We start from the raw sequence: 20349 nt of genomic DNA, 5'->3' as shown, positions 1-20349 counted from the left end.
CGACACATCCGTCACGAACTGAGGTGTCCGGCTCAAGCTTCCCGTGTGAGCGTTCTGCCGGCGTGTGCGGTGCTTGCTTTGTGGCTTGTTCGCGTCCGTTTCCTTGGGTGTGCCCCTCGTGCTCCGGCTCGGGTGACGGGTACGGGAAGCTGGTGCAACCCTCTGTCCCTTCCTGGCATCTAAACCATCAAATGTGAGCCAGGGGGGACAGCGTGGCGGAAAGCGGGTTAGCACCCGGTGACCCGGAGCGGGTCGGGGCGTACTGGGTGGCCGGGCGGCTCGGTGAGGGTGGCCAGGGAGTGGTGTACGAGGCCTATGACGCCGAAGGCCGTAGGGTCGCCGTCAAGGTGTTGCGAGGGTCGCTCGGCGATCGGGTGGACAGGGAGATCCGTGCCGCGCAGCAGGTGGCCTCGTTCTGCACCGCCAAGCTGTTGCACGCCGACACCGAGGCCGAGCCCGCCTACCTGGTCAGCGAGTACGTCGAGGGGCCGAGCCTGCGGCAGGCCGTCCGAGAGGGGGGCGCCTTCGAGGGAGATCGGCTGCGCAGGCTGGCGATCGCCGTCGCGACCGCGCTGACCGCGATCCACGAGGCGGGCGTGATCCACCGGGATCTCAAGCCCGACAACGTGCTGCTGAGCCCGGACGGTCCGCGGGTGATCGACTTCGGGATCGCCAGGACCGCGGACATGTCGCTCACCTCCACCGCGTCCGTATCCGGGACTCCGACCTACATGGCGCCCGAGGTGTTCGCGGGGGAGCGGGCCGATGCGGCGGCCGATGTGTTCGCCTGGGGTGCGGTGATGCTGTTCGCGGCGACGGGCGGAGACCCCTTTCGCGCGGAGAACCTGGCCGCGGTGATCCACCGGGTGCTGTCGCTGGAGCCCGACCTGTCCGTGCTGGAGGAGCCGCTGCGAACGCTGGTGGCAGCCGCCCTGGCCAAATCCCCGGCCGACCGGCCCGCGGCGCGGGAGCTGCTGCTGGCGCTGGTGGGCGGCGGGGATCCGGTGGGGTTGCTGAGTGAGGGCTTCCGGGCAGCGCACGGGCTGGCCGCGCCGGTCGTGGATCCCGCGTTGGGTGAGCGGGCCGAGGCGGCGTACCTGGCGTTGGAGGAGGGGGCACGGACGCGGGCGCCCGCGATGTTCCTGCGGCTGGTGCGGGTCGACGACGAGGGCGAGGAGGGCACCCGACGAGCAGTCGGCACGGAGCTGGAGGCACAGGAGGTCGTCGCGGCGTTCGCCGAGCGCGGGCTGCTGGCCGTGGAGGGCGAGTCGGTGCGGATCGCCCATCCCGCGCTGCTGCGCGCCTGGCCGAGGCTGCGCGAGTGGCTCGACGCGGAACGCGACGGGCTGCCCGTCCACCGGCGCCTGGCTGACGCCACCCGGCTGTGGGAGGCGGGCGGCCGCCGCGACGGCGACGTGCTGCAGGGCTCAGCGCTGGACAGCGTGGTGGCGTGGGCGTCGCGGGAGCACGACTACTTGACGCCGACCGGGGTGGAGCGCGACTTTTTGGAGCGCGGCAGGGCGCTGGTCCGTCGCAGGATCCGGGTGCGCAGGCTGCTGACTTCTACGCTGGTGGTGCTGCTCGCGTTGTCGGTATCGGCCACCGTGTTCGCCGACAGGCAGCGTCGTACGGCCGAGCAGCGCCAGGCGATGGTGGTCAGGCAGCGAGACCAGGCGCTGGCCCGCTCGCTGGTGGCGACGGCGGGCAGCCTGCGCAGGGACGACCCGCGGCTGGCAACGCTGCTGAACGTGGCGGCCTGGCGGCTGTCGCCGGAGACCGACGCGCTGGGCGGGCTGCTGACGGCGCAGGCCCATCCGGTGCGCGACGTCTTCGCCCCCTCCGAGCATCAGCCCTCGTGGAGCCGCTGGCTGCTCACCAGGGACGGTCGCAGGCTGGTGATCTTCACCGGCGAGCCGACGCCTGACGGCAAGGTCGGGATCAAGGTGTGGGATCTGGCCACTCGCGCTGAGGTGACCGGGCTGAAGTCGGCCACGTTGCCGGCGGGGGAGCAGTTCGCGTACTGGGCGGGTGAGCGGGCCCGCTTCGTGACCGGCGGAGGGCAGACCGTCGACCTGGTGAGCGGGAAGGTGCTGAGCGACGAGCGCGAGTGCTCGTGTGTGGTGCTCGACCTCGACGAGCGAGGCGACCGGATCGAGGAGCGCCGCGGCGGCGGCGAGGAGGCGGCGCGGCTGTCCTTCGTGTCCGGGTCCGGCCAGTCCAGGCCGCTGGTGGACGGACGGTTCCGCAGCGCGGTGCTCAGCGCGAACGGCGGCGCCGCGCTGGTCGCCCACGACAACGGCCTGGAGGTGATGGACACCGGAAACGCCCGCGTGATCGGGCGCCTGCCCATCGATCTGGCCGGTGACAGCGGCGGCGATGTGTCTCTGCCGGGCGCGATGGCGATCAGCTCCGACGGCGGGGTGGTCGCCGCGATCCCGGCAGATGACGGGGGCTGGGGCAAGGACGTGCGGGTCTGGCGCGTGGGCGTGGACAGAGGGCAGTCGCTGCACTTCGCCGCCCGCGGCCTGCGGATGTCGCGCAAGGGCGGCTTCCTGGCCGCATGGAGCCCCCGCCAGCTGCGGGTGTGGCGGCTCAGCGACCTCAAGCAGCTGGCCACCTGGAGCTTGGCCTCGCTGGGCACCGCCCAGCTGACCGACGCCGAATTCTGGCCGGAGGCCGACGCGCTGACGCTGACCGACGGCAGGACGGTGCGGGTGGTCTCGCTCGGCCGGGCCGCTCGGCTCGGCAACGCCCCCTCGACTCAGATGCTCTGGTCCGCTTTCAGCGCCGACGGCGAGCGCTTCGCGCACCGGCTGGTCGGCGCGGACGTCGACCCGCTTCTGGTGGACTCCGCCGACGTCGCGGTGACGGACCTGGCGGGAAAGGCGATCACCCCGTTGCGCATCCACCAGAAGGACAAGGACGCACGGCAGCCGCTGGCGCTCTCGCCCGACGGCGGCCTGCTGGCGGTGGTGTCGGGTGAACAGACGCGCCTGTGGAATGTCGCCACTGGCAAGGAACTACCGGGGGTCCTGCCCGCCTTGCAGGACCCGGTGTTCGATCCCGGCAGCCGCTACCTGGCCGGTGAGAGCGGGGATGAAGCCATGGTCTGGGACCTGCGAGACCCTGCCAGGCCCGCTCGGATGCACCTGTCCGTCCCTGACGTCGGCTCGGTGCTCGGCTTCACCGGGCCCGGGAAGCTGCTGGCCGGCACCTCCCACGACACCGTGCTCCTCGACCTGGGCTCAGCCACGGCGTCGCGTCTGCCGACCGTTCCGCACCAGGTGCTCGCGGTCAGCGGCGACGGCCGCTGGGCGGCCGTCAACGAAGCGCGGGACGAGGAATGGGACGTCGACGCCAGTGACATGGGGTTGTGGGATCTGCGTACGGGACGCCGCTCGCGCGGGCTGCTGCGCGGCCACTCGCTCCGGGTCACCGCCGCGGCCTTCTCACCCGACGGCAGGTTGCTGGTGACCGGCTCCAAGGACGGGACGGTGCGGGTGTGGGACGTGGCGACGCACGCAGCTCTCGGGCCCGCGGTCGAGGGGCACGCGGCGGCCATCACCGCGGTGTGGTTCGCCCGGGACGGCAAGACGTTCCGCTCGGCCGGCGAGGACTACAGCATCGATGTCTACGGGGCAGACCCCGAGCGGCTGGTCGGGCAGGCGTGCGAGCAGGCCGGTCGCCGACTGGCCGCGGACGAATGGAGGCATTATCTGGAGGACATCCCTTATAGGGAGATTTGTCCAACGAAGGTGCAGTGAGGTGTCGGCGGATTCGTCCTGGGCGCCTGGATGACCCGGCAGTGGGTGACGAGCGCCGAGAGCAACGGCACTGCTTCGGTGACGGTCTTCTTGGGCTCGACGAGGCACGACAGCCCCGACGTCGTTCTCACTGACCGCGGCGAGAACCGCGGCCGGTACCCCGCCCGGTCCGTGAGCTGCTGACGCGTTCGCCGGGGCAGGGGGCGGGACGGCGGTCGCCTGGGCGGTCGACCGGCGATCGCCCAGGCGGGCGAAGGCGGCTTCGGGGTGTGTGAGCAGGTGCCGTGCCGGAGGCGGGGCACGATGGCGGATGCCAGGGCGAGGGGGTGGGATGGGATGATGGGCCCGATATGACCGCCTCCCTGCCGTTCCGTCTCGCCCGTGCCGCGGTGTTCGCCGTGGTCTGCGTGGCGCTGAGCGTGCTGGCGCACCTGTTCGGCGGGGGATCGGTCACGGGGCCGGTGACGGCCGGTGGGCTGCTGCTGGCGTTCGGGGGCGGGGTCGTGGCCTCGGCGCGTGAGCGTACGCCGGCGGTGATCCTGCCGTTGCTGGCCGGCATGCAGGTGGTGCTGCATGTGCTGTTCTCACTCAGCCATGCTCCGGACGCGTACGCCGCGCTCGTCCACGGCCATTCGGGACTGGTGCCCGGCGTCGGCATGCTCGTCACGCATGCCGGTGCCACCGGGCTGACCGCCCTGTGGCTGGCCCGTGGCGAGGCCGCTCTGTGGGGGCTGCTGCACCGCATGGCCGCGCGGCTGTGCCGGGTCCTCCTGGTGGCCTTCTCGCAGCAGGGCCATGAGACGGTCGCCGTGGTGACGGCGCCCGAGCCGGACCGGTTGCGCTCGGCGGTGCCGGCACACGCCGCACCCACGCGCGGTCCGCCGTTCACGCAGGTGACCGCTTTCTCCGGCTGACCCCCATGGTGCGGCTGGAGTACGTCGTCCTGCCCGGCTCCGGCCGGGTCCGCGTGGCCGCCGACGTCGCGGCCACGTCAAGCGCCCCTGCCTGATCTGCCTTCGGCGCGGTGGGAAACGCCACCGTGCGCCGAGGCCTGCCTGGAAAGGCCCACCATGCACTCTCTCCGTTCGCGTTCCCTGCTTCTTCCCGCCGCGGCGCTGGCCGTGGCCGTGCTCGTGTCCGGCTGCGGCGGCCGGAGCACGACCGCGACGACCGCGTCGGCGTCACCGGCGGCCGTCGCGGCCACCGCCACTGCCACCGCCACTGCCACCGCCGCCACCCCTTCGCCCGCTCTGACCATCACCGACCCCTGGATCAAGACCGGCGGGAAGGGGATGACCGCCGCCTTCGGCACCCTGGTCAACAACACCGACGCGGAGCTGACGGTCGTCTCCGGCACCTCGCCGCTGTCTCCGATGGTCGAACTGCACGAAGTGGTGGACTCCGGAGGCAAGATGGTGATGCGCCCGAAGAAGGGCGGATTCGTGGTTCCTGCTCGCGGTTCTCACCAGCTGGCGCCCGGTGGCGATCACATCATGTTGATGGGGGTCACCCGGAAGGTGGAGCCAGGAGCCGAGGTGCCCTTCACCCTGACTCTCGCCGACGGTTCCACCCTCCAGTTCACCGCGATCGGCAAGGACTTCGCCGGTGGCAAGGAGAACTACCAGCCCGGCGAGGGCGAGCACTGATGGACGCGCACACCGGCAACAGGTCACGCCTGACCCGGCGGGGCCTGCTGGCCTCGACCGCGGCCGCCGCGGCCGGCGCGCTCGCGACACAGGCCGCCTCGACGGGCTCGGCCGCGGCGCAGGCCGCTCCGCCCGGCTCGGCGGTGGAGCCCTTCCACGGCCCGCACCAGGCCGGGATCGCCACCGTCCCGCAGGCCCACGCCGTCTTCGTCGGCCTGGACCTGCGCGACGGCGTCGGCCGTGAGGCGGTGGCCCGGATGATGCGACTGCTGACCGACGACGCCCGCCGCCTGAGCGCGGGCGATCCCGCCCTGGCCGACACCGAACCGGAGCTGGCGGTGCTGCCCGCCCGGTTGACCGTCACCTTCGGGTTCGGGCCCGGCCTGTTCGACGCGGTCGGCCTGGCGGACGCGCGCCCGTCCTCGCTGAAGGCGCTGCCCCGCTTCTCCATCGACAAGCTGCAGAGCCAGTGGAACGGCGGCGACGTGCTGGTGCAGATCTGCGCCGACGACCCGCTGACGGTGGCGCACGCCCTCCGCATGATCATCAAGGACGCCCGCGCCTTCACCCGCGTCCGCTGGGTTCAGCGCGGTTTCCGGCGGGCCGCCGGGGTGCAGGCGTCCGGGCTGACCCAGCACAACATCATGGGGCAGCTCGACGGGACCGCCAACGCCGTCCCCGGCAGCCCTGTCTTCGACCGGGTGGTGTGGGCCGGCGCGGACGCGCCCGCCTGGCTGCACGGCGGCACCACGCTGGTCCTGCGGCGGATCCGGACCGAACTGGAGACCTGGGACGCCGCCGACCGGGTCGCCAAGGAGTTCACGGTCGGACGCCGCCTGGACACCGGCGCCCCGCTGACCGGAACCGCCGAGCACGATCCGCCCGACTTCGCCAAGCTCACGCCCGTGGGGTTCCCGGTCATCTCCGAGTACGCCCACATCAGGCGGGCACACAGCGCCGACCCGGCCAAGGGGATCTTCCGCCGCCCCTACAACTACGACGAAGGGCTCACCGCGGCCGGGCACTCCGACAGCGGCCTGCTCTTCGCCTCCTACCAGGCCGACGTCGGCGCGCAGTTCCTGCCCATGCAGCGCCGGCTGGCCGAGGCCGACCTGCTCAACGAGTGGACCACGCCGATCGGATCGGCCGTGTTCGCCATCCCGCCGGGCTGCCCGCCCGGCGGCTGGATCGGGCAGGGTCTGCTGGCATGACGCGAGGGGGCCCGCTGACCTGGTGCGATCTCGGTGTCAGGTCAGCGGTCCTCCGGTGACAGGCGGCGCAGCAGGTACGTGTCCATGATCCAGCCCTTGCGGGCGCGGGCCTCCGCACGCAGCCGCCGGATGCGTTCGCCGACCTCGGACACCGGTCCCGACACCAGGATCTCGTCCGGCGTCCCGAGGTAGGCGCCCCAGTAGATGTGGAAGTCGTCGAGACCGGTGAAGGAGGAGTGGGCGTCGAGCATGACCACCACGTCGTCGGCGGTGGGGCCCTGCTCCGCCAGGCGGCGGCCGGTGGTGAGGTGCGTGGGCCGGCCGACCTGGGTCAGGCCGATGCGGTGGCGGGCGGTGAGGGCGGCCACGCTGCTGATGCCGGGGATGACCTCGACGTCGAAGGTGACGCTCCCGCGTCGCTGGATCTCGTCGAGGATGGCGAGCGTGCTGTCGTAGACGGCCGGGTCGCCCCACACCAGGAACGCGCCGGTCTCGCCGGCGCCCAGCTCGTCGCGGATCAGCGCTTCGCAGGCGAGCGAGCGGCGCGAGCGCCAGTCCTCGACGGCGGCGGTGTAGGCGGGAGCGGTGCGGTCGCGTTCCGGGTCGCGGGCCTCGGCGATCCGGTACGGCTTCCGGCCGTGCTGGGCGATCAGGTCGAGGCGGAGTTGGATCAACTCGTGCTTGGTCTCGCCCTTGTCGACGATGAAGAAGGCGTCCGTGGCGGCGATGGCCTTGACCGCCTGCAGGGTGAGATGGTCGGGATCGCCGGCGCCGATCCCGATGACGAGAAGCCGTTTCACCCGCCAAAGTCTGCCAGATGGGGAGATATACGATATCCCTCGCACTTTGCCATAGAGGAGGATCGTGAAGCTGGCCGAGCGGGGCGACGCCTTCGCCGCTTTCCGGCAGGAGCGGGTCGCCGAGGAGATCCGGCCGACACGGGGCGACGCGTGATCACGGTCGTCGGGATCGGTGCCGACGGCTGGGACGGGCTGACCCCGGGCTCGCGCCGGGCGGTGGAGGCCGCCGACGTGCTCATGGGCAGCGTGCGGCAGCTCGACCTCGTGCCCGCGACGGCCGCCGCGCGCGTGACGTGGCCGTCGCCGTTGCTGCCCGCCCTGCCCGCGCTCATGGACCGGTACGCGGGCCGCGAGGTGTGCGTGCTGGCCAGCGGCGATCCGATGTTCTACGGCATCGGCTCGACGCTGGTCCGGCTGCTGGGCGCGGAGCGCGTCCTGGTGCTGCCGCACGTGTCGTCGTTGTCGCTGGCCTGCGCCCGGCTGGGCTGGCCGGTCGAGCAGGTGGACGTCGTCAGCCTGGTGGGCCGCCCGCCCGCGGCGCCGGCCGCCGCGCTCCAGCCGGGCCGCCGTGTCGTCGTGCTCGGCGCGGGTCCTGACTCGCCGTCGGTGGTCGCCGGGTTGCTCGTCCGGCACGGGTACGGCCCGAGCCCGATGACGGTGCTGTCGGATCTGGGCGGCCCGCGGGAGTCCGAGCGGCGGGGTACGGCGGAGAGCTGGACGGAAGGCCAGGCGTCCCCGCTTCATGTGATCGCCGTCGAGTGCGTCCTCGCCCAGGACGCCGAGCCCCTGGCCAGGGTGCCGGGGCTGCCCGACGGCGCGTACGAGCACGACGGGCAGCTCACCAAGCGGGAGGTCCGCGCCGTCAGCCTGTCCCGCCTGGCCCCGATGCCCGGCGAGCTGCTGTGGGACGTGGGCGCGGGGGCGGGCAGCATCGCCGTCGAGTGGATGCGCAGCCACCCGTCGTGCGCGGCCGTGGCGATCGAGAGCAGGACCGACCGGGCCGCCGCCGTCCGGCGCAACGCCGAGCGGCTCGGCGTGCCGTCGATGCGCGTGGTCGAGGGCAAGGCCCCCGGGGCGCTGGACGGGCTGCCCGAGCCGGACGCGGTGTTCGTCGGCGGCGGCGCGACCGCCCCCGGCCTGCTGGAACGCTGCTGGTCGGCGCTGCGCCCCGGCGGCCGGCTGGTGGTGAACGCCGTGACCCTGGAGTCCGAGGCGGTCCTCGCCCACTGGTACGGCAGGCTCGGCGGCGACCTGGTGCGCCTGGGCGTCCAGCGGGCGTCGCCGGTCGGCGGGTTCACCGGCTGGCGGGCGGCGATGCCGGTGACCGTGTGGTCGATCACGAGGAAGGACCAGCCGTGACCGTGTGGTCGATGACGGAGGAGGACCGGCCGTGACCGTGTACTTCGTCGGAGCCGGTCCCGGCGCCGCCGACCTGATCACGCTGCGCGGCCTGCGGCGGCTGCAGACGTCGCCGGTCTGCCTGTACGCCGGGTCGCTGGTGCCGCGCGAGCTGCTCGACGCCTGCCCGCTGGGGGCCAGGCTGGTGAACACGGCGGACCTGACGCTCGACGAGATCGTCGCCGAGCTGGCCGCCGCGCACCGCGACGGTCTCGACGTGACGCGGCTGCACTCGGGCGACCCGTCGGTGTTCAGCGCGGTGGCCGAGCAGATGCGCAGGCTGGACGCCCTCGGCGTGCCGTACGAGGTGGTGCCGGGGGTTCCGGCGTTCGCGGCGGCGGCGGCCGCGCTGGGCCGGGAGCTGACCGTGCCCGGCGTCGGCCAGACGGTCATCCTGACCCGTACCTCCGCCCGCGCCACCCCCATGCCGGACGGCGAGGACCTCGGGACGCTCGGCGCGAGCCGGGCCACGATGGTGCTGCACCTGGCCGTGCAGCGGATCGACGCGGTGGTCGCCGAGCTGCTGCCCTCCTACGGCCCGGACTGCCCGGTGGCCGTGGTGGCGCGGGCGAGCCGGGCCGACGAGGTGATCCTGCGCGGGACGCTGGCCGACATCGCCGGACAGGTCCGCCAGGCCGGGATCCGGCGGACGGCCGTGATCGTCGTGGGCCGGGTGCTGTCGGCGACGCAGTTCCCCGACAGCCATCTCTACAGCGATGCCAGGGACAGGGCGTGCGACGGGTCCTGATCCTGGGCGGCACGGCCGAGGCGCGTGCCCTGGCCGCCGAGCTGGCCGCCGATCCCGGGCTGCACGTGGTCTCCTCGCTGGCGGGGCGGGTGAACAACCCGCGGCTTCCCGTGGGCGAGGTGCGGGAAGGCGGGTTCGGCGGGCCTGCGGGCCTGGCCGCCTGGCTGCTGAAGGAGCGCATCGACGTGCTGGTCGACGCCACGCATCCGTTCGCGGAGCGGATGACCGCCTCGGGGGTCGCGGCCTCGTCGGCGACCGGGGTGCCGCTGCTGGTGCTGCGGCGTCCGGGGTGGCGGGAGGGGCCGGGCGACGCGTGGCTGCGGGTCGGCTCTCTCCCGGCGGCGGCCGGGCTGCTGACCACGGCCCGGTGGGGAGCGACCGGCGGGGAGAGCCGGATCTTCCTCACGACCGGGCGCCGGAGCCTGCCGGTGTTCGCGCCGCTGCCCGGCGTGTGGCTGCTGGCCAGGTCGGTGGACCCGCCGGAGGGGCCCGTGCCGGCGAACGTGCACGTCCTGCTCGACCGTGGACCGTACACCGTCGAGGGCGAGCGCGCCCTGATCCTGGAGCACCGCCTGGACGTGCTGGTGACCAAGGACAGCGGCGGGAGCATGACCACGGCCAAGCTCGACGCGGCGCGCGAGCTCGGCCTGCCAGTGATCATGGTGGACCGGCCGCCGCTGCCGGCGGGCGTCCGGGCGACGGACAGCGTGGCGGCGGCGGCGGCCTGGGTTCAGGGGTAGCGGCGCGGGGTGTAGACAACGCCGCCTTCGGTGGCCCGGGTCGTGGACGAGCCGATGATCAGCAGGCAGCGCATGTCCACCTGGCCGGGGTCCAGCTCGCCGAGCGTGGTGACCGTGACGCTCTCCTGCGGGCCGCCGACGTCGCGGCCGATCACCACGGGGGTGTCCGGCGCGCGGTGCTCCAGCAGCAGGTCCCGGGCGGCGGCGACCTGCCACGTACGGCTGCGCGAGGCCGGGTTGTAGATCGCCAGCACCAGGTCCGCCCGCGCGGCGGCGGACAGCCGCTCGGCCACCACCTCCCACGGCTTGAGCAGGTCGGACAGCGACAGCACGCAGTAGTCGTGGCCGAGCGGCGCGCCCGCTCTGGCCGCCACCGCCTGGGCGGCGGTCAGTCCCGGCACGACCCGCACCGGCACGTCCGGGAAGTCGGCGGCGGCTTCGAGCACGGCGCTGGCCATGGCGAACACGCCCGGGTCGCCGGACGACACGACCGCCACGCGGGCCCCGTCCCGGGCCAGCTCAAGGGCGTGCCTGGCGCGTTCCGCCTCCACCCGGTTGTCGGTGCGGTGGCGGCGCTGGCGCGGGTTCGGGGCCACCCGGTCCACGTACGGGCCGTAGCCGACGAGGTCGGTGGCAGCGGCCAGCGCCTCCTGCGCCTCCGGCGTCAGCCACGGCCGCCCCGCCGGGCCCAGGCCGACCACGGCCACCTCCCCCCGCCCCTCGTCCATCGGACGCTCGGGGACGAAGGTGCGCTCGGCCGGACTGGCGAGCAGGGCCAGCGAGAAGTACGGGACGCCGTCCGGGTCCACGTCCTTGAGCGGGGCGACCCGCTCGGCGCCCATGGTGGCACGCTCGACGTACCAGGCGTCGTCGAGGCGGCCCGCCTCGGCCAGCGCGTCGCGGACCTTCCCGAACGTGCGGCCCAGCTTGAGCACGGCGGCCGAGTCGGTGTCGCGCAGCCGCTCGGCCAGCACCTGCGCGGGCAGCGTGCCGGGCAGCACGGTCAGCACCTCGTCCCGCTCGACCAGCGGCCGTCCCAGCACGGCGGAGGCGGCGCTGACCGAGGTCACGCCGGGCACCACCTCGGTCGGGTAGCGGTGGGCGAGCCGCTTGTGCATGTGCATGTAGGAGCCGTAGAACAGCGGGTCGCCCTCGGCCAGCACGACCACGGTGCGGCCCGCGTCCAGGTGGGCGGCCAGGCGTTCGGCGCAGTCGGCGTAGAAGTCGTCGAGCGCCCCCTGGTAGCCGCCGGGGTGGTCGGTGGTCTCCGTGGTCAGCGGGTAGAGCAGCAGCTCCTCGATCTGGCCCGCGCGCATGTACGGCAGCGCGATCGAACGGGCGATGCTGCGGCCGTGCCGGGCGGCGTGGTAGGCGATCACGTCGGCCTCGCCGATCAGCCGGGCCGTCCTGACCGTGACCAGCTCGGGGTCGCCGGGGCCCAGGCCGACTCCGTACAGGCGTCCTGACATGGTCATCACTCCGTCTCGTTCGCGATGGCGTTGATCGCGGCCGCCGTCATCGCGCTGCCGCCGCGACGGCCGTGCACCACCAGGTGCTCCAGGTCGCTGTCGGCCAGCGCCTGCTTGGACTCGGCCGCGCCGATGAAGCCGACCGGGATGCCGAGCACGGCCGCGGGGCGCCCCGCGCCCTCGGCCACCAGCTCCAGCAGCCGGAACAGGGCGGTCGGCGCGTTCCCGATCGCCACCACCGCGCCCTCAAGGCGGTCGCGCCACAGCTCCAGGGCCGCGGCGCTGCGGGTGGTGCCGAGGCGTTCGGCCAGCTCGGGCACGCGCGGATCGCCCAGCGTGCACAACACTTCGTTGCCCGCGGGCAGCCTGCGCCGGGTCACGCCGGAGGCGACCATCATGGCGTCGCACAACACCGGCGCGCCGCCGCGCAGCGCCTCCCTGGCCCGCGCGACCACCCCCGGGGACCAGGCCAGGTCGGTCACGAGGTCGGTCATGCCGCACGCGTGGATCATGCGCACCGCCACCTGGGCGACCTCGGGCGGCAGGCCCGTGAGGTCGGTCTCGGCGCGGATGGTCGCGAACGAGCGCCGGTAGATCTCGGCACCGTCGCGGATGTAGTCGCTCACTCCTGGCGTTCCTCGTATCCCTTGATCGTCGCGATCATCTGGCGGACCGGGCCGCGAGGCAGGCCGCAGCGCCGCTCGCAACCGGCCCAGTGGACGGGCGTGGCGGGCGCGCGGCCGAGGCCCCGCACCCACTGCCCGGCATCCGCCCGCACGTCGGCGAGCGCCTTCGCGCAGCCGGGACGGCCGGTGCAGGCGGTGACCCCGGCCCAGGGGGAGTCCGGGTCGGTGGCGAGCCCGATGGCGGCCAGCGCCCGCTCGGTCCGGTCCGCCTCGCCGGGGGAGAGGTCCGGCAGGACGACGGTCCGCCAGGGCGTCAGGCGCACCGGCCGCCCGATGTCCGCGAGGGCTCCGGCCTGGGCGGACGTCAGCCGGCCGAGCGGCACGAGTGCCTCGATCGCCACGCGGCCGTCCCGCTGCGCGATCCTGCCCGCGGACGGGCGGCGCGCGGAGGCGGGCGGGGCGTCCGCGGCGTCCGCGGCGTCCATCCGGCCTGGTTCGCCGGCGCGCAGGCGGGCGGCGATCCTGACGGGGCCGTCCGGCAGCTCGCGGATGCGCCAGGCGCGCGGGCCGTCGGGGGGCAGCTCGTCCAGGAACGCCTCGGCGGCGTCGATCATGAGCGGGACGGCCGCGTCCGGGGCGACGGTCAGCCCGGTGTCGGTGCCGGCGAGCAGCAGGCGTCCGGTCGCCACGTAGGTGACGTCCGCGCCGAGCCCGGCGACGTCCCGCGTGCCGTCGTCCAGGGCGAACAGGAAGCGCCCCGGCAGGGCGGCCAGCCGGGGCCGCGCGCACAGCGCCCGGTCCAGGGCGTCCGCCATCGCCAGCACGTCCAGCAGCCCGTCCGGCCCGCGCCCGCTCAGCGGCGAGGCCAGGATGTTGCGCACCCGCTCGTGCGCGGGCGACGGCAGCAGCCCGGCCGCCGCGATCCGCCCGGCGAAGACCTCGGGCGAGCGCAGCCCCCGCACCTGGACGTTCGCCCGCGACGTCAGCTCGATCACCCCCGTTCCCAGCTCGGCCGCGCAGACGGCGAGCACGCGGAGCCGCGCGGCCGACACCGCGCCGCCGGGCAGGCGCACGCGGGCGAGCGGGCCGTCGGCGGCCTCGTGCACCTGGAGCGCCCCGGGACAGGCATCGGGCCGCGTACGTCCGGAAGATTCACCTACGGGCACGAAGGGATCGTAACGCCACTTCTGGGACGGGTCGCTCCTGTCGTAAGCTTCGGCGTAGGCGATGGCAATGGGAGGAAGCCGGTGCGAAACCGGCGCGGTCCCGCCACTGTGACCGGGGAGCGAACCCCACCACGAGGCCACTGCCCGGAAACGGGCGGGAAGGCCGGGGTGAGCGTCGATCCGGGAGCCAGGAGACTCCTGCCGTCGTGTCACCCGCGACCGGGGCGAGGACCCCGAGGGAGGAATGCGCCGTGCCTGGCGACAGCCGTACCGTTCTGCTGCTCTCCACCTCCGACACCGACCTGCTGAGCGCTCGCGCCTGCGGGGCGGGCTACCGTCTGGGCAATCCCGCCCGGCTGACCGCCGAGGACGTCCCCGGCCTGACGGAGGGGACCGACCTCGTCGTGGTGCGCCTGCTGGGCGGGCGGCGGGCCTGGGCCGAAGGGCTCGACGCGCTGCTGGCCGGGCCGCGCCCGGTGGTGGTGCTGGGCGGGGAGCAGGCTCCCGACGCCGAGCTGATGGAGCTGTCCACGGTCAGCGGCGGGGTGTGCGCCGAGGCACACGCCTACCTGGCCCATGGCGGTCCGGCCAACCTGGCCCAGCTGCACGCGTTCCTGTCCGACACCGTCCTGCTGACCGGGCACGGGTTCGAGCCGCCCGCCCCGGCCCCCACCTGGGGAAGGCTGGACCGCCCCGCCAGGACCACCGGCGGTCCCGTGGTGGGCGTGCTCTACTACCGGGCGCACCACATGGCCGGCAACACCGCGTTCGTCGAGGCGTTGTGCGACGCCGTCGAGGACGCGGGCGGGCAGGCGCTGCCGGTCTTCTGCTCGTCCCTGCGCGCGGCCGAGCCGGAGCTGCTGGACACGCTGCGCGCGGCGGACGCGCTGGTCGTCACGGTGCTGGCGGCGGGTGGCTCCCGTCCGGCCACCGCGGGAGCGGGCGGCGACGACGAGGCATGGGACGTCGGCGCGCTGGCCGAGCTCGACGTGCCCATCCTGCAAGGACTCTGCCTGACCACCACCCGGCAGGCGTGGGAGGAGAACGACGACGGGCTGTCGCCGCTGGACGCGGCCTCCCAGGTGGCGATCCCGGAGTTCGACGGGCGGATCATCACGGTGCCGTTCTCGTTCAAGGAGATCGACCCCGACGGGCTGACCGTCTACGTCGCCGACCCCGAGCGGGCCGCCCGGGTGGCGGGCATCGCGGTGCGCCACGGCCTGCTGCGGCACACCCCTCCCGCCGAACGGCGGCTGGTGGTGATGTTGTCGGCGTACCCGACCAAGCACTCCCGCGTCGGCAACGCGGTCGGGCTGGACACCCCCGCGAGCACCGTCCGGCTGCTGGCCCGCCTCGCCGAGGCGGGTTACGACCTGGGCGACGGCTTCCCCGGCGTGGCCGACCAGGACGGCGACGCGCTCATCCACGCGCTGATCGCCGCCGGTGGCCAGGACCAGGACTGGCTGACCGAGGAGCACCTGGCGGGCAACCCGGTCCGCATCTCCGCCGCCTCCTACGAGCGGTGGTACCGCACCCTGCCCGCGGCCCTGCGCGAGGAGATGGAACGGCACTGGGGCCCGCCGCCCGGAGAGTTGTTCGTGCACGAGGGCGACAGCGGGACCGACATCGTGCTGGCCGCGCTGCGGGCCGGGAACCTGGTGGTGATGGTGCAGCCGCCGCGCGGCTTCGGGGAGAACCCGATCGCCATCTACCACGACCCTGACCTGCCGCCGAGCCACCACTACCTGGCCGCCTACCGCTGGCTGTCGGCCGAGTTCGGCGCGCACGCGATGGTGCACGTCGGCAAGCACGGCAACCTGGAGTGGCTGCCCGGCAAGTCGGCGGGGATGTCCGCCGCGTGCGGCACCGACGCCGCCATCGGCGACCTGCCGCTGATCTACCCCTTCCTCGTCAACGACCCGGGGGAGGGCACACAGGCCAAGCGGCGCGCGCACGCCGTGCTGGTGGACCACCTGGTGCCGCCGATGGCCCGCGCCGACACCTACGGCGACATCGCCCGGCTGGAGCAGCTGCTGGACGAGCACGCCACGATCGCCGCCATGGACCCGGCCAAGCTGCCCGCGATCCGGGCGCAGATCTGGACGCTGATCCAGGCCGCCCGGCTGGACCACGACCTCGGGCTGGCCGACCGGCCGCACGACAGCGAGTTCGACGACCTCATCCTGCACGTGGACGGCTGGCTGTGCGAGGTGAAGGACGCGCAGATCCGCGACGGCCTGCACGTCCTCGGCCAGGCGCCCACCGGCCAGGTACGGGTGGACCTGGTGCTGGCCATGTTGCGCGCCCGGCAGATGTGGGCCGGCAGGGAGACGCTGCCCGGCCTGCGTGAGGCGCTCGGCCTGGCCGAGGACGGGACGGCGGGGCTGGGCGACGTGGACCGCGCGGAGACGACCGCCCGCGCCCTGGTCCAGGCCATGGAGGAGCACGCCTGGGCCCCGGAGGCCGCCCCCGCCGTCACCCGCGCGGTGCTGGACGGGACGCCCGATGTCGCCCCCACCTTGTTGGGCCCCGCGCCCGGGGAACGGGTGGAGCTCGTGGCGCGCGTGCTGGCCTTCGCCGCCACCGAGATGGTGCCGCGCCTGGCCCGCACCACCGACGAGCTCGACCACGTCCTGCACGCCCTGGACGGCGGCTATGTGCCGGCCGGCCCCAGCGGCTCCCCGCTGCGCGGCCTGGTCAACGTGCTGCCGACCGGCCGCAACTTCTACTCCGTGGATCCCCGGGCGGTGCCCAGCCGCCTGGCCTGGGAGACCGGCCAGGCGATGGCGGAGTCGCTGCTGGAGCGCTACCGCGCCGACACCGGCGAGTGGCCGCGCTCGGTCGGGCTGTCGGTGTGGGGAACCAGCGCCATGCGCACGGCGGGCGACGACGTCGCCGAGGTGCTGGCCCTGCTCGGCGTCCGCCCCGAATGGGACGAGGCGTCGCGTCGCGTCATCCGCCTGGAGCCGATCCCGCTCGCCGAGCTGGGCCGCCCGCGCATCGACGTGACGGTCCGCATCAGCGGCTTCTTCCGCGACGCCTTCCCGCACGTGGTCGGCATGCTCGACGACGCCGTACGGCTGGTCGCGTCGCTGGCGGAGCCGGCCGAGGACAACTACGTCCGCGCCCACGTGGCCGCGACGGGCGGCGACGAGCGGCTGGCCACGATGCGCGTCTTCGGCTCCGCGCCCGGCGCGTACGGGGCCGGGCTGCTGCCGCTCATCGACAGCCGCAACTGGCGCGACGACGCCGACCTGGCCGAGGTGTACGCCGTGTGGGGCGGCTACGCCTACGGCCGCGACCTCGACGGCGTCGCCGCCCGTCCCCAGATGGAGGACGCCTACCGCCGTATCGCCGTCGCCGCCAAGAACGTCGACACCCGCGAGCACGACATCGCCGACTCCGACGACTACTTCCAGTACCACGGCGGCATGATCGCCACCGTCCGCGCGCTCACCGGTAAGGCCCCGGCCGCCTACGTCGGCGACAGCACCCGTCCGGACGCCGTGCGCACCCGCACCCTGTCGGAGGAGACCTCACGGATCTTCCGCGCCAGGGTGGTCAACCCGCGCTGGCTGGCCGCCATGCGCCGCCACGGCTACAAGGGCGCCTTCGAGCTGGCCGCCACCGTCGACTACCTGTTCGGCTACGACGCCACCACCGGCGTGGTCGCCGACTGGATGTACGACAAGCTCACGGAGACGTACGTGCTCGACCCCGAGAACCAGGCGTTCATGGCCCGCTCGAACCCCTGGGCGCTGCACGGCATCGCCGAACGCCTCCTGGAGGCCGCCGAGCGCGGCATGTGGCAGCACCCCGACCCGGAGGTGCTGCGCGGCCTGCAGGAGGTCTACCTCAAGACCGAGGGCGACCTGGAGGACGACACCAGCCGCTGAGCCAGGCGCGGCGCGCCCGCCCAGTGAAGATGCAGGTAGGACGCGGTCACGCCGGGATCGCCGTACCCGTCGTGGCCGCCGTCCCAGCCGAACAGCGGCTCACCCGCGTACGTGACGGCCGTGCGGTGGAACTCGTGCCCGCGCAGCCGCTCGCCCGCCCTGGTGAGCGGTGAGCGCCGCAGCGCGACGGCGTCCCGGTAGCCGAGCGTCAGCCTGGACGTCATCCGCGCCCGCCCGGGGACGCGCCCGCACATGCGCTGACCGTCCAGCTCGTCGCACAGGTACAGCAGCCCCGCGCACTCGGCGGCGATCGGGCCGGGGAAGGCGGCGACCTGCTGCCGCAGGGGCTCGTTGGCGGCCAGCTCGGCGGCGTACACCTCCGGGAAGCCGCCGCCGATCACGATCGCGCCGGTCCCGTCCGGCAGCCGCGCGTCGCGCAGCGGATCGAAGACGGCCACCTCCGCCCCCGCCGCCCGCAGCAGCTCGACCTGCTCGGCGTAGCCGAAGGTGAACGCCGCCCCACCGGCCACGGCCACCACCGGCCGGCCGCGCGCCCCACCGGCCATCTCCGGCCGGCCGCCCGTCGCGCCGGGCACCGGCGGCGTCCAGGAGGGGCCGCCCAGCGGGGGAGCGGAGCGCGCCAGCCGCAGCAACGCGTCCAGATCGCACGAACGCGCCACCAAGGCGGCCAGCCGGTCCACGGCGGCGACCGCCTCGGTCCGGCGCTCGGCGGCCGGCACCAGCCCCAGATGGCGGGAGGGCGTGGCCACGGCGTCGTCGCGGCGGATCGCTCCCAGGACCGGCACGCCCGCCGCCGCCAGCGCCGACCGGCACAGCTCCTCGTGCCGGTCGGAGCCCACCCGGTTGAGCACCACCCCGCCCACCCGCACGTCCGGGTCGAAGGTGGCGAACCCGTGCACCACCGCCGCCACCGACCTGCTCTGCCGGGCCGCGTCCACGACCAGCACCACCGGCGCGTCCAGCAGCGTCGCGACGTGCGCGGTCGAGGCGAAGCCGGTGTCCCCCCTGCCGTCGAACAGGCCCATCACGCCCTCGACCACCGCCACGTCGCACCCCGCCGCGCCGTGCAGGAACAGCGGGGCGACGAGCTCCTCCCCGACGAGCCACGGATCCAGATTGCGGCCGGGACGGCCGGCGGCCAGCGCGTGATAGCCCGGGTCGATGTAGTCCGGCCCCACCTTGTGCGGCGAGACCCGCAGCCCGCGCGCCCGCAACGCCGCCATGAGCCCCGTGGCCACCGTCGTCTTGCCGCTGCCCGACGACGGCGCGGCGATCACCAGCCGGGGAACTACCACTCGATACCCTTCTGCCCCTTCTGTCCGGCATCCATGGGGTGGCGTACCTTGCCCATCTCCGTCACCAGGTCGGCGACCTCGATCAGCCGTTCGGGCGCGTCCCTGCCGGTGATCACGACGTGCTGGCTGCCCGGCCGGTTCGTCAGGGTCTTCAGCACGTCGTCCAGATCCAGCCACCCCCACTTCAGCGGGTACGTGAACTCGTCCAGCACGTAGAACCGGTACGTCTGCGCCGCCAGGTCGCGCTTGATCTGCTCCCAGCCCTCACGGGCGTCGGCCGCGTGGTCCTCCTCGGCGCCGGGCCGCTGGATCCACGACCAGCCCTCGCCCATCTTGTGCCAGGCCACCGGGCCGCCCTCGCCCGTCTCGCCGAGCACCTTGAGCGCCCGTTCCTCGCCGATGCGCCACTTGGCCGACTTCACGAACTGGAACACCCCGACCGGCCACCCCTGGTTCCAGGCCCGCAACGCCATCCCGAAGGCGGCCGTGGACTTGCCCTTGCCCGGTCCGGTGTGCACCATCAGCAGCGGACGAGTCCGCCGCTGGCGCGTGGTCAGGCCGTCATCGGGCACGACAGCCGGTTTTCCCTGAGGCATGTTCAGACCGCCTTCCTGTGGTCACGGACGACCGAACCGAGATCGGCCAGAGAGTCGAGAGGCACGAGCCGCGCGCGCAGCCGGGCGGCCAGCCGGACGGCCAGGCCGAGCCTGACCGGCCCGCTCTCGCAGTCCACGACCACCGACGCGGTGCCGGCCAGCAGCGCGGCGGCCCTGTCCACCTCACCACCGGCCGTGGCCCGTCCGTCGGTGACCAGCACCAGCAGCGGACGCCTGGCGGGGTCGCGCAGCCGTTCCACGCGCAGCACCTCCGCCGCGCGCACCAGCCCCGCCGCCAGCGGCGTGCGCCCGCCGGTGGGCAGGGAGCGCAGCCGGGCCGCGCCCGCCTCCACCGACGAGGTGGGCGGCAGCGCCACCTCGGCCCCGGCACCCCGGAAGGTGATCAGTCCTACCTTGTCCCGCCGCTGGTAGGCGTCGAGGAGCAGGCTGAGCACGGCCGTCTTGACCGCGGTCATGCGCTTGCGCGCCGCCATCGAGCCGCTCGCGTCCACCACGAAGAGCACGAGGTTGCCCTCCCTGCCCTCGCGCATCACCTCGCGCAGGTCGTCGCCGCGCAGCGTGAGCCCGGGGCCCCGGTGGCCGCGTTCCCGCTGGTGGGGTGCCGCTGCCAGCAGCGTGGCGGGCACATGGAGGTCGCGTACGGGGCCGTGCGGGCGGCGCGCGCCGGCGCTCCGGCCGCGCCGGGTCCGGGACCGCGACCGCCGTCCCACCGCTCCCTCGCCGACCCCCGGCACCTCCAGCAGTGGCACCCGGTACGGCGCGGCCACGCCCGCCACTTGCGAGGCCGATGGCGAAGCCGCCGCTCGGGAGGCCGCCTGGGGCCCGGCCGCCTGGGAGGCCGCCGCGTCCATGGCCGGTGCCGTGTCCGGAGCGGCTTCCCCGGCCACGGGCGGCGCGTCCGCACCGGTGGCCCCGGCCGCCGGCGGGTCGGCGGCGGGCGTGCGGCCGTCCG

Annotated in this window: 15 protein-coding genes and 1 riboswitch; of the genes, 8 read left to right on the top strand and 7 right to left on the bottom strand. The window is 74.3% G+C overall.

The features are described 5' to 3' along the window. Positions 1 to 212: 212 nt before the first annotated feature. The 4 genes from ABZ444_RS45755 (at position 213) to ABZ444_RS45740 (ending at position 6621) form a co-directional block, all read left to right on the top strand. A complete protein-coding gene (locus ABZ444_RS45755) occupies positions 213 to 3764 on the top strand; it encodes a serine/threonine-protein kinase (protein WP_358010532.1) in 3552 nt (1183 codons plus the stop codon). A 350-nt stretch (positions 3765 to 4114) separates the two neighbouring features. Continuing rightward, the gene (locus ABZ444_RS45750) at positions 4115 to 4678 is read left to right on the top strand and encodes an MFS transporter (RefSeq protein ID WP_358010531.1); all 564 of its coding nucleotides are present in this window, start codon (positions 4115 to 4117) and stop codon (positions 4676 to 4678) included. Positions 4679 to 4834: 156 nt separating this feature from the next. Then, positions 4835 to 5410, top strand: coding sequence for a copper chaperone PCu(A)C (locus tag ABZ444_RS45745; RefSeq protein ID WP_358010530.1), 576 nt, complete (start codon positions 4835 to 4837; stop codon positions 5408 to 5410). After that, on the top strand, positions 5410 to 6621 hold the full coding sequence (locus ABZ444_RS45740; RefSeq protein ID WP_358010529.1) for a Dyp-type peroxidase: 1212 nt from the start codon (positions 5410 to 5412) through the stop codon (positions 6619 to 6621). Before ABZ444_RS45745 ends, ABZ444_RS45740 begins: the two co-directional genes overlap by 1 nt. A 41-nt stretch (positions 6622 to 6662) precedes the next feature. Here ABZ444_RS45740 and cobF read toward each other — a convergent pair whose 3' ends face one another. Further along, positions 6663 to 7421: a precorrin-6A synthase (deacetylating) gene (gene cobF / locus ABZ444_RS45735; RefSeq protein WP_358010527.1), complete on the bottom strand. Its 759-nt coding sequence runs from the start codon at positions 7419 to 7421 to the stop codon at positions 6663 to 6665. A 150-nt stretch (positions 7422 to 7571) separates the two neighbouring features. Between cobF and cbiE the strand changes: the two genes are divergently transcribed. The 3 genes from cbiE to ABZ444_RS45720 are packed head-to-tail and all read left to right on the top strand — an operon-like array spanning position 7572 to position 10307. Continuing rightward, positions 7572 to 8780, top strand: coding sequence for a precorrin-6y C5,15-methyltransferase (decarboxylating) subunit CbiE (cbiE, locus tag ABZ444_RS45730; RefSeq protein WP_358010526.1), 1209 nt, complete (start codon positions 7572 to 7574; stop codon positions 8778 to 8780). Positions 8781 to 8811: 31 nt separating this feature from the next. Next, on the top strand, positions 8812 to 9567 hold the full coding sequence (cobM, locus tag ABZ444_RS45725; RefSeq protein WP_358010524.1) for a precorrin-4 C(11)-methyltransferase: 756 nt from the start codon (positions 8812 to 8814) through the stop codon (positions 9565 to 9567). Next, positions 9552 to 10307 carry a cobalt-precorrin-6A reductase gene (locus tag ABZ444_RS45720; protein ID WP_358010523.1) on the top strand — a complete coding sequence of 252 codons (756 nt, stop codon included), beginning with the start codon at positions 9552 to 9554 and terminating at the stop codon, positions 10305 to 10307. The genes cobM and ABZ444_RS45720 overlap by 16 nt, the downstream gene beginning before the upstream one ends. Here ABZ444_RS45720 and ABZ444_RS45715 read toward each other — a convergent pair. From ABZ444_RS45715 to cobG, 3 genes are read right to left on the bottom strand one after another with little or no spacing between them, the layout of a single operon-like run. After that, positions 10298 to 11776: a precorrin-2 C(20)-methyltransferase gene (locus ABZ444_RS45715; protein ID WP_358010522.1), complete on the bottom strand. Its 1479-nt coding sequence runs from the start codon at positions 11774 to 11776 to the stop codon at positions 10298 to 10300. The genes ABZ444_RS45720 and ABZ444_RS45715 overlap by 10 nt on opposite strands. A 5-nt stretch (positions 11777 to 11781) precedes the next feature. Further along, a complete protein-coding gene (locus ABZ444_RS45710) occupies positions 11782 to 12402 on the bottom strand; it encodes a precorrin-8X methylmutase (RefSeq protein WP_358010520.1) in 621 nt (206 codons plus the stop codon). Next, positions 12399 to 13568: a precorrin-3B synthase gene (gene cobG / locus ABZ444_RS45705; RefSeq protein ID WP_358010519.1), complete on the bottom strand. Its 1170-nt coding sequence runs from the start codon at positions 13566 to 13568 to the stop codon at positions 12399 to 12401. The genes ABZ444_RS45710 and cobG overlap by 4 nt, the downstream gene beginning before the upstream one ends. A 39-nt stretch (positions 13569 to 13607) precedes the next feature. Then, a riboswitch (cobalamin riboswitch) is annotated at positions 13608 to 13785 on the top strand. A 34-nt stretch (positions 13786 to 13819) separates the two neighbouring features. Between cobG and cobN the strand changes: the two genes are divergently transcribed. Continuing rightward, positions 13820 to 17464 (top strand): cobaltochelatase subunit CobN, encoded by a 3645-nt coding sequence (gene cobN / locus ABZ444_RS45700; RefSeq protein WP_358010518.1) that lies wholly within the window; start codon positions 13820 to 13822, stop codon positions 17462 to 17464. Here the strand turns inward: cobN and ABZ444_RS45695 are convergent. From ABZ444_RS45695 to ABZ444_RS45685, 3 genes are all read right to left on the bottom strand, one after another. Then, positions 17419 to 18765, bottom strand: coding sequence for a cobyrinate a,c-diamide synthase (locus ABZ444_RS45695; protein ID WP_358010564.1), 1347 nt, complete (start codon positions 18763 to 18765; stop codon positions 17419 to 17421). The two genes, cobN and ABZ444_RS45695, sit on opposite strands and share 46 nt — an antisense overlap. A gap of 8 nt (positions 18766 to 18773) precedes the next feature. Then, a complete protein-coding gene (gene cobO, locus ABZ444_RS45690; protein ID WP_358010517.1) occupies positions 18774 to 19376 on the bottom strand; it encodes a cob(I)yrinic acid a,c-diamide adenosyltransferase in 603 nt (200 codons plus the stop codon). Between the two features lie 2 nt (positions 19377 to 19378). After that, on the bottom strand, positions 19379 to 20349 hold a 971-nt coding region (locus tag ABZ444_RS45685), incomplete at its 5' end, for a VWA domain-containing protein (RefSeq protein WP_358010516.1).

Source organism: Nonomuraea sp. NPDC005730, assembly GCF_040630865.1.
In the GTDB taxonomy this organism is placed as follows: Bacteria; Actinomycetota; Actinomycetes; order Streptosporangiales; family Streptosporangiaceae; genus Nonomuraea.
This window is presented reverse-complemented; position numbering and strand designations above follow the sequence as displayed.

Excerpts from the sequence above, each read along its gene's own strand:
- ABZ444_RS45750 (WP_358010531.1), top strand. The coding sequence starts at position 4,115 with ATGACCGCCTCCCTGCCGTTCCGTCTCGCCCGTGCCGCGGTGTTCGCC.
- ABZ444_RS45745 (WP_358010530.1), top strand. The coding sequence starts at position 4,835 with ATGCACTCTCTCCGTTCGCGTTCCCTGCTTCTTCCCGCCGCGGCGCTG.
- ABZ444_RS45740 (WP_358010529.1), top strand. The coding sequence starts at position 5,410 with ATGGACGCGCACACCGGCAACAGGTCACGCCTGACCCGGCGGGGCCTG.
- ABZ444_RS45715 (WP_358010522.1), bottom strand. The coding sequence starts at position 11,776 with ATGTCAGGACGCCTGTACGGAGTCGGCCTGGGCCCCGGCGACCCCGAG.
- cobO (WP_358010517.1), bottom strand. The coding sequence starts at position 19,376 with ATGCCTCAGGGAAAACCGGCTGTCGTGCCCGATGACGGCCTGACCACG.